Origin of the sequence: Escherichia sp. WS568 (genome assembly GCF_046486085.1) — a bacterium.
Lineage (GTDB): Bacteria > Pseudomonadota > Gammaproteobacteria > Enterobacterales > Enterobacteriaceae > Escherichia > Escherichia coli.
In genome coordinates this window covers 110,246-122,972 of record NZ_JBJQMC010000009.1, presented here as the reverse complement: position 1 = coordinate 122,972, position 12,727 = coordinate 110,246, and the positions used below count along the sequence as shown (strand labels likewise).

Sequence of the window (12,727 nt, the reverse complement as noted above, 5' to 3'; positions counted from 1 at the left end):
TTTGCAGGAGTATTCATGAGAAACAAACTCTCTTTCGACTTGCAGTTGAGCGCCAGAAAAGCGGCAATCGCTGAACGGATTGCCGCCCATAAAATTGCCCGCAGCAAAGTGTCGGTCTTTTTAATGGCGATGTCCGCAGGCGTGTTTATGGCGATCGGATTTACTTTTTACCTTACCGTTATCGCCGATGCCCCGTCTTCACAGGCATTAACCCATCTGGTGGGAGGCCTTTGCTTTACGCTCGGCTTTATTTTGCTGGCGGTTTGCGGCACCAGCCTGTTCACCTCGTCGGTAATGACGGTGATGGCAAAAAGTCGGGGCGTTATTAGCTGGCGAACATGGCTGATTAATGCACTTCTGGTGGCCTGCGGTAATCTGGCAGGTATTGCCTGTTTCAGTTTGTTAATTTGGTTTTCCGGGCTGGTGATGAGTGAAAACGCGATGTGGGGAGTCGCGGTTTTACACTGCGCCGAGGGCAAAATGCATCATACATTTACTGAATCAGTCAGCCTCGGCATTATGTGCAATGTGATGGTTTGCCTGGCGCTGTGGATGAGTTATTGCGGACGTTCGTTATGCGACAAAATCGTCGCCATGATTTTGCCCATCACCCTGTTTGTCGCCAGTGGTTTTGAGCACTGTATCGCCAATTTGTTTGTGATTCCGTTCGCCATTGCCATTCGCCATTTCGCCCCTACCTCCTTCTGGCAACTGGCGCACAGTAGCGCAGACCATTTTCCGGCACTGACGGTCAGCCATTTTATTACCGCCAATCTGCTCCCGGTGATGCTGGGTAATATTATCGGCGGTGCAGTGCTGGTGAGTATTTGTTATCGGGCTATTTATTTACGTCAGGAACCCTAAAAATCAGCCCGGCGAAACAGTTCGTCGGGCTGAAGATTATTCTTGCGCGATTTGCCCATCGGGCCAGGCGTGAATCACGGCTTTGATCAGCGTCGCCAATGGAATGGCGAAGAATACGCCCCAGAATCCCCACAAACCACCGAAGATCACTACTGATAAAATAATGACCAGCGGATGCAGGTTAACCGCTTCGGAGAACAACACAGGTACTAACAGGTTGCCGTCCAGCGCCTGAATAATCAGATACACCGCGAAGCAGCTCCAGAATTCCGTGCCAGCACCAAACTGGAATAGCGCCACGCCAACCACCGGAATGGTCACCACAAATGCACCAATGTACGGAATAAGTACCGAGAAGCCGACCAGCACCGCCAGCAGCAGCGAATAGTTCAGCCCGAAGAGTAAGAACCCCAGCCAGGTGGCGATCCCCACCACGATCATCTCCAGCACTTTGCCGCGGATATAGTTGGTGATTTGTTGATTCATCTCCTTCCACACCTGTCCTGCCAGCCCACGGTTACGCGGCAGCACCCGACGAACGGCGTTCAGCATCTGCTCTTTGTCTTTCAGCAGGAAGAAGACCATCAATGGCACCAGCACCAGATAGACGGCTATGGTCAGCAAACCGACCAGCGAGGCGAGGGAAATTTTCACCACCGAATCGCCCATGGTCAGCATCCGACTGCGCATATTTTCGGCCATTGCATCAATAATGCCCGCGTCCATTAACGCCGGATAGCGGCGCGGCAACGTGGCGGCAAAGTCAGAAAGCTTATTGAGCATCCCCGGCATATCGCGGATTAAGTAGATGCCCTGTTGCCAGGCGATAGGCAGCACCACGAACGCCATCAGTAGCAATATACCGACGAAAACCACCAATACAATCGACGTCGCCCAGCGGCGGGAGCAGCCAATAGATTGCAGGCGCACGGTTGGCCATTCCAGCAAATAGGCCAGCACAATAGCCACCAGCAACGGAGCAAGCAGGCCACTAAAGAAAAAGATAATGCCAAATCCGGCAACTAAAATAACCAGCAAGGCAATCGCTTCCGGGTCGCTAAAACGGCGGCGATACCATTGCATCAACATTTCGAGCATAAAGACCTTCCCTGAACCTCAAGAGCGGGATTGCGATCCGCAATTGTATCGAAATGTCACAAAAAAGACTTCGCTTTTTATGACGGATTCAGGAAACTGAAAAGTCATTTGAGTGGGCTAATCTTCGCCGTTACACTCAAAGGCGGCGCGGTGGGAACGATATTTCACAGTATCGGTCAAATGACTATCTTCAGAAATACAGGATAGAGGTTATGTTCAGGCAGTTGAAAAAAAACCTGGTTGCAACCCTCATTGCTGCTATGACCATTGGTCAGGTAGCCCCGGCGTTTGCCGACAGCGCAGACACCTTGCCGGATATGGGAACCTCCGCAGGAAGCACGCTTTCCATTGGCCAGGAAATGCAGATGGGCGACTATTATGTCCGCCAGCTACGCGGCAGCGCGCCGTTAATTAATGACCCGCTGTTAACGCAATATATTAATTCGCTGGGGATGCGTCTGGTTTCGCATGCCAATTCGGTTAAGACACCGTTTCATTTCTTTCTGATCAACAACGACGAAATTAACGCCTTTGCTTTCTTTGGCGGCAACGTGGTGCTGCACTCTGCCCTGTTCCGTTATTCCGATAACGAAAGTCAACTGGCTTCAGTTATGGCGCACGAAATCTCCCACGTCACCCAACGTCACCTGGCGCGAGCGATGGAAGATCAGCAGCGCAGCGCGCCGCTGACCTGGGTCGGCGCGTTAGGTTCTATTTTACTGGCGATGGCCAGTCCGCAGGCGGGGATGGCGGCGCTGACCGGTACACTGGCGGGAACGCGCCAGGGGATGATCAGTTTCACCCAGCAAAATGAACAGGAAGCGGACCGCATTGGTATTCAGGTGCTGCAACGCTCGGGATTCGATCCGCAGGCGATGCCGACCTTCCTCGAAAAATTACTCGATCAGGCGCGTTACTCCTCGCGCCCACCAGAAATTCTGCTCACTCACCCACTACCGGAAAGCCGTCTGGCTGATGCCCGTAACCGTGCCAATCAGATGCGCCCGATGGTGGTGCAATCGTCAGAAGATTTCTATCTGGCAAAAGTGCGCACACTGGGGATGTATAATTCCGGACGTAACCAGCTCACCAGTGATTTGCTGGATGAATGGGCGAAAGGAAACGTTCGTCAGCAACGAGCGGCGCAATATGGTCGTGCTCTACAGGCGATGGAAGCCAATAAATACGATGAGGCGCGTAAAACGCTGCAACCGTTACTGGCGGCAGAACCTGGTAACGCATGGTATCTCGATCTGGCTACCGATATCGATCTTGGGCAAAACAAAGCCAATGAGGCAATCAATCGCCTGAAAAATGCCCGTGATTTGCGCACCAATCCGGTGTTGCAGCTCAACCTGGCGAACGCTTATCTGCAAGGCGGTCAACCACAAGAAGCGGCCAATATTCTGAATCGCTACACTTTTAATAATAAAGATGACAGCAACGGCTGGGATTTACTGGCACAGGCGGAAGCCGCGCTAAATAACCGCGATCAGGAACTGGCTGCGCGAGCAGAAGGTTATGCGCTCGCCGGGCGACTCGATCAGGCCATTTCCTTGTTGAGTAGCGCCAGTTCGCAGGTGAAATTAGGCAGCCTGCAACAAGCGCGTTACGATGCGCGCATCGACCAGTTGCGCCAGCTGCAGGAACGCTTTAAGCCTTATACCAAGATGTAATTCGCATTAAAGGAAGAACAATGACCAAACAGGTAAAAATCTACCATAACCCACGCTGTTCAAAGAGCCGGGAAACGCTGAACCTGCTGAAAGAAAACGGCGTGGAGCCAGAAGTGGTGCTCTACCTTCAGACACCCGCCGATGCGGCAACGCTGCGTGATTTGCTGAAAATGCTGGGAATGAATAGCGCTCGTGAATTGATGCGCCAGAAAGAGGATCTTTATAAAGAACTGAACCTGGCTGACAGTTCGCTTAGCGAAGGGGCGCTGATTCAGGCAATGGTGGATAATCCAAAGCTAATGGAGCGCCCGATTGTGGTCGCGAATGGCAAAGCGCGGATTGGTCGTCCACCGGAGCAGGTACTGGAAATCGTGGGTTAAGAAGTGCTCCATCGCTAGTTGAAGCACATTGCCGGATGCGACGCTTGCCGCGTCTTATCCGGCCGACGAATACTATGGGTGCATTTCCGACAATAAACGTCTTGTCTACAACTTCAGAATTTCTTTCACAAACGGAATGGTCAGCTTACGTTGCGCGGTAATCGACGCACGATCCAACTGATCCAGCGTCATAAATAACGTGCGCATTTCTCTGTCGAGCCGCTTCAGCAAGAAACGCCCCACATCTTCCGGCAGTTCAAAACCACGCAAACGAGCGCGTAACTGTAGCGCCTGCAACTTATCTTCATCAGAAAGTGGCTGCAATTTGTAGATCTGCCCCCAGTCGAGACGCGACGCGAGATCCGGTAATCCCAGATTCAACTGCCGCGGTGGACGATCGCCGGTGATCAACAACCGTGTTTTACCCGATTCCAGAATTCGATTGTAGAGATCGAAAATCGCCATCTCCCACAACTCATCACCTGCAATACACTCAATGTTGTCGATACAGACCAGCGACAAATGCTCCATACCGTCGAGCACTTCCGGAACAAACCAGGTGCGTTTATCCAGCGGGACATAACCCACCGCATCGCCACGCTGTGACAATTCCGCGCAAGCCGCGTGCAGCAGATGGCTGCGCCCCGCGCCTTCGCGTGCCCAGAGATAGATGTAACCGCTATGTTCCTGACGCAGCACGTTTTGCAGCGCGGCCAGTAAAGAGGAGTTATCCCCCGGCCAGAAACTTGCAAAGGTTTCGTCGTCAGGAAGATAAAGTGGCAAAGAGAGCTGTGCCGGTGTGTTCAGAGATACCTCAACCAGGATTTCACAAAATCGCGAGAAGTTTACCACAGAATCCCATGATGTTTGAACCGGGCAGCAACACTGCCCGGTCGGTACATTATTTGTCTGTTATATCCGCGTCTTCTGCGTCCAGCACCACTTCTTCAGGGCGCAGCATACTAATCAGTTTGAAGATCAAACTTAAGCCGATACCGACGATGGTCGCCAGCGCCATACCTTTCAGCTCCGCCGCGCCAATGTTTACCTTCGCGCCACTGACGCCGATGATCAAAATAACGGAAGTCAGGATCAGGTTCTGTGCTTTGTTGTAATCCACTTTCGATTCGATCAACACACGAATACCGGAAGCACCGATGACACCGTAAAGCAGCAGCGAAACGCCGCCCATCACCGGCAATGGAATCATCTGGATAGCAGCAGCCAGTTTACCGACGCAGGAAAGCAGGATAGCGAAAATCGCCGCACCGCCGATAACCCAGGTACTGTAAACACGGGTGATCGCCATCACGCCAATGTTTTCTCCGTAAGTGGTGTTTGGCGTGGAGCCAAAGAAGCCGGAGATCACGGTCGACAAGCCGTTAGCAAACATCGAACGGTGCAGACCTGGATCGCGCAGCAGATCTTTTTTGACGATATTAGCCGTTACCACCAGGTGCCCTACGTGTTCGGCAATAACCACTAACGCCGCTGGTAGAATAGTCAGAATGGCAAACCACTCGAAGCGCGGCGTATAGAGGGTTGGCAGCGCAAACCAGTGAGCATTAATAATCGGCGTGGTATCGACAATTCCCATTGCGAAAGAGAGCGCGTAGCCCACCAGCACGCCAATTAAAATCGGGATAATTGCCAGGAAACCACGAAACAGCACGGAACCTAAAACCGTGACCGCCAGGGTGGTAATGGAGATGATGATGGTTTTGGAGTCTGGCGTTTGCCCTTCAGCCGGGAGTAAACCTGCCATACCGGCAGCTACGCCCGCCAACTCCAGACCGATGACGGCAACGATTGCGCCCATTGCCGCAGGTGGAAACAGCACGTCCAGCCAGCCGGTCCCCGCTTTCTTCACGATAAAAGAAACCAGGCAGAACAGCACGCCGCACATAATAAAGCCGCCCAGCGCGACTTCATACCCTAACGGCAACAGTAACAATACCGGTGAAATAAAGGCAAAGCTGGAACCAAGATAAGCCGGGATTTTCCCTTTACAGATGAAGAGATACAGCAGCGTTCCTATACCGTTAAATAACAGTACAGTCGCCGGGTTAATATGAAATAAGACGGGCACCAGGACGGTTGCACCAAACATGGCGAACAAATGTTGCAAACTAAGCGGGATTGTCTGTAAAAGTGGCGGTCTTTCACTCACCCCGATAGCACGGCGCGTCATAGTATTATCCTCTGTATTATGTGTTATAGGCGCTTTACTCAAAAAAAAGCCGACTCTTAAAGTCGGCTTTAATTATTTTTATTCTTTATTTCGTACCAAAGATTTTGTCACCGGCATCGCCGAGGCCCGGAATAATGTATCCGTGCTCGTTCAGTCCCTGGTCAATCGATGCAGTATACAGTTCGACGTCCGGGTGCGCTTTTTCCAGCGCAGCGATACCTTCTGGCGCAGCTACCAGCACCAGAACTTTGATGCTGCTGCAGCCCGCTTTTTTCAGCAGGTCGATGGTCGCGATAACGGAACCACCGGTTGCCAGCATTGGGTCAACGATCAGCGCCATACGCTCATCGATGTTAGAAACCAGTTTCTGGAAGTACGGTACCGGCTCCAGCGTTTCTTCATTACGGTACATACCGACGACGCTGATGCGCGCGCTCGGAACGTTTTCCAGCACACCGTCCATCATCCCCAGACCGGCACGCAGAATTGGCACAACGGTAATTTTCTTACCTTTGATCTGGTCGATTTCTACCGGGCCGTTCCAGCCTTCGATAGTGACTTTTTCCGTTTCGAGGTCGGCGGTCGCTTCGTAAGTCAGCAGGCTACCCACTTCGGAAGCGAGTTCGCGAAAGCGCTTGGTGCTGATATCTTGCTCACGCATCAGTCCCAGCTTGTGTTTGACGAGTGGGTGTTTGACTTCCACGATCTTCATACTCTTTCTCCTTTGAGGGGCAGCCACAAAAAAAATCGACGGATTGTACCTCCTTTCTTCAAGGCGGCAATATTATTTTCGTTGACTTTAGTCAAAATGATAACGGTTTGAGATAAAGTTATTTTATATTCAAATGGTTATGGAAGAAGATTATTCCATCCGAAAACTAACCTTTACCCTGGTACAAGTATTCTTTTGCCGCGCGCCTGGGGAAAAGACGTACAAAAAGGTTGTGTAAAGCAGTCTCGCAAACGTTTGCTTTCCCTGTTAGAATTGCGCCGAATTTTATTTTTCTACCGCAAGTAACGCGTGGGGACCCAAGCAGTGACCGATAAAACCTCTCTTAGCTACAAAGATGCCGGTGTTGATATTGACGCGGGTAATGCTCTGGTTGGAAGAATCAAAGGCGTAGTGAAGAAAACGCGTCGTCCGGAAGTGATGGGCGGTCTGGGCGGCTTCGGTGCGCTGTGTGCATTGCCGCAAAAATATCGTGAACCTGTGCTGGTTTCCGGCACTGACGGCGTAGGTACCAAGCTGCGTCTGGCGATGGACTTAAAACGTCACGACACCATTGGTATTGATCTGGTCGCCATGTGCGTTAATGACCTGGTGGTGCAAGGTGCGGAACCGCTGTTTTTCCTCGACTATTACGCAACCGGAAAACTGGATGTTGATACCGCTTCAGCGGTGATCAGCGGCATCGCGGAAGGTTGTCTGCAATCGGGCTGTTCACTGGTGGGTGGCGAAACGGCAGAAATGCCGGGGATGTATCACGGTGAAGATTACGATGTCGCTGGTTTCTGCGTTGGCGTGGTAGAAAAATCAGAAATCATTGACGGATCTAAAGTCAGCGACGGCGATGTGCTGATTGCACTCGGCTCCAGCGGTCCGCACTCGAACGGCTATTCGCTGGTGCGCAAAATTCTTGAAGTCAGCGGTTGTGATCCGCAAACCACCGAACTTGATGGTAAGCCATTAGCCGATCATCTGCTGGCACCGACCCGCATTTACGTGAAGTCAGTGCTGGAGTTGATTGAAAAGGTCGATGTGCATGCCATTGCGCACCTGACCGGCGGCGGCTTCTGGGAAAACATTCCGCGCGTATTGCCAGATAATACCCAGGCAGTGATTGATGAATCTTCCTGGCAGTGGCCGGAAGTGTTCAACTGGCTGCAAACGGCAGGTAACGTTGAGCGCCATGAAATGTATCGCACCTTCAACTGCGGCGTCGGTATGATTATTGCCCTTCCTGCTCCGGAAGTGGACAAAGCCCTCGCCCTGCTCAATGCCAACGGTGAAAACGCGTGGAAAATCGGTATCATCAAAGCCTCTGATTCCGAACAACGCGTGGTTATCGAATAATGAATATTGTGGTGCTTATTTCCGGCAACGGAAGTAATTTGCAGGCAATTATTGACGCCTGCAAAACCAACAAAATTAAAGGCACCGTACGGGCAGTTTTCAGCAATAAGGCCGACGCGTTCGGCCTTGAACGCGCCCGCCAGGCGGGTATTGCAACACATACGCTCATCACCAGCGCGTTTGACAGTCGTGAAGCCTATGACCGGGAGTTGATTCATGAAATCGACATGTACGCACCCGATGTGGTCGTGCTGGCTGGTTTTATGCGCATTCTCAGCCCGGCGTTTGTCTCCCATTATGCCGGGCGTTTGCTGAACATTCACCCTTCTCTGCTGCCGAAATATCCCGGATTACACACCCATCGTCAGGCGCTGGAAAATGGCGATGAGGAGCACGGTACATCGGTGCATTTCGTCACCGATGAACTGGACGGTGGCCCGGTTATTTTACAGGCGAAAGTCCCGGTATTTGCTGGTGATACGGAAGATGACATCACCGCCCGCGTGCAAACCCAGGAACACGCTATTTATCCACTGGTGATTAGCTGGTTTGCCGATGGTCGTCTGAAAATGCACGAAAACGCCGCGTGGCTGGATGGTCAACGTCTGCCGCCGCAGGGCTACGCTGCCGACGAGTAATGCCCCCGTAGTTAAAGCGCCAGCTCTGCCGCTGGCGTTTTTCAATTCACCTGTAAATCGCAAGCTCCAGCAGTTTTTTTCCCCCTTTTCTGGCATAGTTGGACATCTGCCAATATTGCTCGCCATAATATCCAGGCAGTGTCCCGTGAATAAAACGGAGTAAAAGTGGTAATGGGTCAGGAAAAGCTATACATCGAAAAAGAGCTCAGTTGGTTATCGTTCAATGAACGCGTGCTTCAGGAAGCGGCGGACAAATCTAACCCGCTGATTGAAAGGATGCGTTTCCTGGGGATCTATTCCAATAACCTTGATGAGTTCTATAAAGTCCGCTTCGCTGAACTGAAGCGACGCATCATTATTAGCGAAGAACAAGGCTCCAACTCTCATTCCCGCCATTTACTGGGCAAAATTCAGTCCCGGGTGCTGAAAGCCGATCAGGAATTCGACGGCCTCTACAACGAGTTGTTGCTGGAGATGGCGCGCAACCAGATCTTCCTGATTAATGAACGCCAGCTCTCCGTCAATCAACAAAACTGGCTGCGTCATTATTTTAAGCAGTATCTGCGTCAGCACATTACGCCGATTTTAATCAATCCTGACACTGATTTAGTGCAGTTCCTGAAAGATGATTACACCTATCTGGCGGTGGAAATTATCCGTGGCGATACCATCCGTTACGCGCTGCTGGAGATCCCATCAGATAAAGTGCCGCGCTTTGTGAATTTACCGCCAGAAGCGCCGCGTCGACGCAAGCCGATGATTCTTCTGGATAACATTCTGCGTTACTGCCTTGATGATATTTTCAAAGGCTTCTTTGATTATGACGCGCTGAATGCCTATTCAATGAAGATGACCCGCGATGCCGAATACGATTTAGTGCATGAGATGGAAGCCAGCCTGATGGAGTTGATGTCTTCCAGTCTCAAGCAGCGTTTAACTGCTGAGCCGGTGCGTTTTGTTTATCAGCGCGATATGCCCAATGCGCTGGTTGAAGTGTTACGCGAAAAACTGACTATTTCCCGCTACGACTCCATCGTCCCTGGTGGTCGTTATCATAATTTTAAAGACTTTATTAATTTCCCCAATGTCGGCAAAGCCAATCTGGTGAACAAACCACTGCCGCGTTTACGCCACATTTGGTTTGATAAAGCCCAGTTCCGCAATGGTTTTGATGCTATTCGCGAACGCGATGTGTTGCTCTATTATCCTTATCATACCTTTGAGCATGTACTGGAACTGCTGCGTCAGGCTTCGTTCGACCCGAGCGTACTGGCGATTAAAATTAACATTTACCGCGTGGCGAAAGATTCACGCATCATCGACTCGATGATCCACGCCGCACACAACGGTAAGAAAGTCACCGTGGTGGTTGAGTTACAGGCGCGTTTCGACGAAGAAGCCAACATTCACTGGGCGAAGCGCCTGACTGAAGCAGGCGTGCACGTTATCTTCTCTGCGCCGGGGCTGAAAATTCACGCCAAACTGTTCCTGATTTCACGTAAAGAAAACGGTGAAGTGGTGCGTTACGCACACATCGGGACCGGGAACTTTAACGAAAAAACCGCGCGTCTTTATACTGACTATTCGTTGCTGACCGCCGATGCGCGCATCACTAACGAAGTACGGCGGGTGTTCAACTTTATTGAAAACCCATACCGTCCGGTGACATTTGATTATTTAATGGTGTCGCCGCAAAACTCTCGCCGTCTGTTGTATGAAATGGTGGACCGCGAGATCGCCAACGCGCAGCAAGGGCTGCCCAGTGGTATCACCCTGAAGCTAAATAACCTTGTCGATAAAGGCCTGGTTGATCGTCTGTATGCGGCCTCCAGCTCCGGCGTACCGGTTAATCTGCTGGTGCGCGGAATGTGTTCTCTGATCCCCAATCTGGAAGGCATTAGCGACAACATTCGTGCCATCAGTATTGTTGACCGTTACCTTGAACATGACCGGGTTTATATTTTTGAAAATGGCGGCGATAAAAAGGTCTACCTTTCTTCCGCCGACTGGATGACGCGCAATATTGATTATCGTATTGAAGTGGCGACGCCGCTGCTCGATCCGCGCCTGAAGCAGCGGGTGCTGGACATCATCGACATATTATTCAGCGATACAGTCAAAGCACGTTATATCGATAAAGAACTCAGTAATCGCTACGTTCCCCGCGGCAATCGCCGCAAAGTACGGGCGCAGTTGGCGATTTACGACTACATCAAATCACTCGAACAACCTGAATAACCCTATGCCAATACACGATAAATCCCCTCGTCCGCAGGAGTTTGCTGCGGTCGATCTTGGTTCAAACAGTTTTCACATGGTCATAGCCCGTGTGGTAGATGGTGCCATGCAGATTATTGGCCGCCTGAAACAGCGGGTGCATCTGGCGGACGGCCTGGGGCCAGATAATATGTTGAGTGAAGAAGCAATGACGCGCGGTTTAAACTGTCTGTCGCTGTTTGCCGAACGGCTACAAGGGTTTTCTCCTGCCAGCGTCTGTATAGTTGGCACCCATACACTGCGTCAGGCGCTGAACGCCACTGACTTTCTGAAACGCGCGGAAAAGGTCATTCCCTACCCGATTGAAATTATTTCCGGTAATGAAGAAGCCCGTCTGATTTTTATGGGCGTGGAACATACCCAACCGGAGAAAGGTCGCAAACTGGTTATTGATATTGGCGGCGGATCTACGGAACTGGTGATTGGTGAAAATTTCGAACCTATTCTCGTTGAAAGCCGCCGGATGGGTTGTGTCAGCTTTGCCCAGCTTTATTTCCCTGGCGGGGTCATCAATAAAGAGAATTTCCAGCGCGCTCGTATGGCGGCAGCACAAAAACTGGAAACGTTAACCTGGCAATTCCGTATTCAGGGCTGGAACGTGGCAATGGGCGCTTCCGGTACCATAAAAGCCGCCCATGAAGTGTTAATGGAAATGGGCGAGAAAGACGGGATAATTACCCCGGAACGTCTGGAAAAACTGGTAAAAGAAGTTTTACGTCACCGTAATTTCGCATCGCTGAGTTTACCGGGTCTTTCCGAAGAGCGGAAAACAGTCTTCGTTCCTGGACTGGCGATTTTATGCGGTGTGTTTGATGCTTTAGCCATCCGTGAACTGCGCCTTTCTGACGGGGCGTTACGCGAAGGCGTACTGTATGAAATGGAAGGACGTTTCCGTCATCAGGATGTGCGTAGTCGCACCGCCAGCAGCCTCGCCAACCAGTATCACATCGACAGCGAACAGGCCCGACGGGTGCTGGATACCACTATGCAAATGTACGAACAGTGGCGGGAACAGCAACCGAAGCTGGCGCATCCGCAACTGGAGGCGCTACTGCGATGGGCCGCCATGCTGCATGAGGTCGGGTTGAATATCAACCACAGCGGTTTGCATCGCCACTCCGCTTATATTCTGCAAAACAGCGACTTGCCGGGTTTTAATCAGGAACAGCAGTTGATGATGGCGACGCTGGTGCGCTATCACCGTAAAGCGATTAAGCTCGACGATCTGCCGCGCTTTACCTTGTTTAAGAAGAAACAGTTTCTGCCACTGATTCAGCTATTGCGCCTTGGCGTATTACTCAATAATCAACGTCAGGCAACCACCACACCGCCAACATTGACGCTGATTACCGATGACAGTCACTGGACACTGCGTTTCCCGCATGACTGGTTTAGTCAGAATGCGCTGGTACTGCTTGATCTGGAAAAGGAGCAAGAATACTGGGAAGGCGTGGCTGGCTGGCGGTTGAAAATTGAAGAAGAAAGTACCCCAGAAATCGCCGCTTAATGCTTTGCGGGCCGACGAGAAA

Annotated in this window: 11 protein-coding genes; 7 read left to right on the top strand and 4 right to left on the bottom strand. The window is 51.3% G+C overall.

Going from position 1 to position 12,727, the window contains the following annotated elements:
• Positions 1-15: 15 nt before the first annotated feature.
• Entirely contained in the window at positions 16-864 is an 849-nt protein-coding gene (focB, locus tag ACJHWR_RS12430; RefSeq protein ID WP_001244756.1) for a formate transporter FocB, read from the top strand.
• Positions 865-900: 36 nt separating this feature from the next.
• On the opposite strand, the gene ACJHWR_RS12425 is transcribed toward focB, so the two are convergent.
• A complete protein-coding gene (locus ACJHWR_RS12425; RefSeq protein ID WP_000892044.1) occupies positions 901-1,962 on the bottom strand; it encodes an AI-2E family transporter in 1,062 nt (353 codons plus the stop codon).
• Between the two features lie 212 nt (positions 1,963-2,174).
• On the opposite strand from ACJHWR_RS12425, the gene bepA reads away from it, so the two are divergent.
• Both bepA and arsC read left to right on the top strand, forming a co-directional pair.
• Positions 2,175-3,638: a beta-barrel assembly-enhancing protease gene (gene bepA, locus ACJHWR_RS12420; RefSeq protein ID WP_000489677.1), complete on the top strand. Its 1,464-nt coding sequence runs from the start codon at positions 2,175-2,177 to the stop codon at positions 3,636-3,638.
• A gap of 20 nt (positions 3,639-3,658) precedes the next feature.
• On the top strand, positions 3,659-4,018 hold the full coding sequence (gene arsC, locus ACJHWR_RS12415) for an arsenate reductase (glutaredoxin) (protein ID WP_000166465.1): 360 nt from the start codon (positions 3,659-3,661) through the stop codon (positions 4,016-4,018).
• A gap of 105 nt (positions 4,019-4,123) precedes the next feature.
• Here the strand turns inward: arsC and ACJHWR_RS12410 are convergent, their stop codons facing one another.
• From ACJHWR_RS12410 to upp, 3 genes are all read right to left on the bottom strand, one after another.
• Entirely contained in the window at positions 4,124-4,825 is a 702-nt protein-coding gene (locus tag ACJHWR_RS12410) for a DnaA inactivator Hda (RefSeq protein ID WP_001307333.1), read from the bottom strand.
• Positions 4,826-4,919: 94 nt separating this feature from the next.
• Entirely contained in the window at positions 4,920-6,209 is a 1,290-nt protein-coding gene (uraA, locus tag ACJHWR_RS12405) for a uracil permease (protein ID WP_000198327.1), read from the bottom strand.
• A gap of 85 nt (positions 6,210-6,294) precedes the next feature.
• Positions 6,295-6,921, bottom strand: coding sequence for a uracil phosphoribosyltransferase (upp, locus tag ACJHWR_RS12400; RefSeq protein ID WP_001295473.1), 627 nt, complete (start codon positions 6,919-6,921; stop codon positions 6,295-6,297).
• Positions 6,922-7,245: 324 nt separating this feature from the next.
• Here upp and purM point away from each other — a divergent pair, with 324 nt between their 5' ends.
• The 4 genes from purM (at position 7,246) to ppx (ending at position 12,705) form a co-directional block, all read left to right on the top strand.
• Positions 7,246-8,283, top strand: a complete 1,038-nt coding sequence (gene purM, locus ACJHWR_RS12395; protein WP_001295474.1) for a phosphoribosylformylglycinamidine cyclo-ligase — start codon at positions 7,246-7,248, stop codon at positions 8,281-8,283.
• Positions 8,283-8,921, top strand: coding sequence for a phosphoribosylglycinamide formyltransferase (purN, locus tag ACJHWR_RS12390; protein ID WP_001028626.1), 639 nt, complete (start codon positions 8,283-8,285; stop codon positions 8,919-8,921). The genes purM and purN overlap by 1 nt, the downstream gene beginning before the upstream one ends.
• A gap of 171 nt (positions 8,922-9,092) precedes the next feature.
• On the top strand, positions 9,093-11,159 hold the full coding sequence (gene ppk1 / locus ACJHWR_RS12385; RefSeq protein ID WP_000529576.1) for a polyphosphate kinase 1: 2,067 nt from the start codon (positions 9,093-9,095) through the stop codon (positions 11,157-11,159).
• Positions 11,160-11,163: 4 nt separating this feature from the next.
• The gene (gene ppx, locus ACJHWR_RS12380) at positions 11,164-12,705 is read left to right on the top strand and encodes an exopolyphosphatase (RefSeq protein WP_001121363.1); all 1,542 of its coding nucleotides are present in this window, start codon (positions 11,164-11,166) and stop codon (positions 12,703-12,705) included.
• Positions 12,706-12,727: the final 22 nt, after the last annotated feature.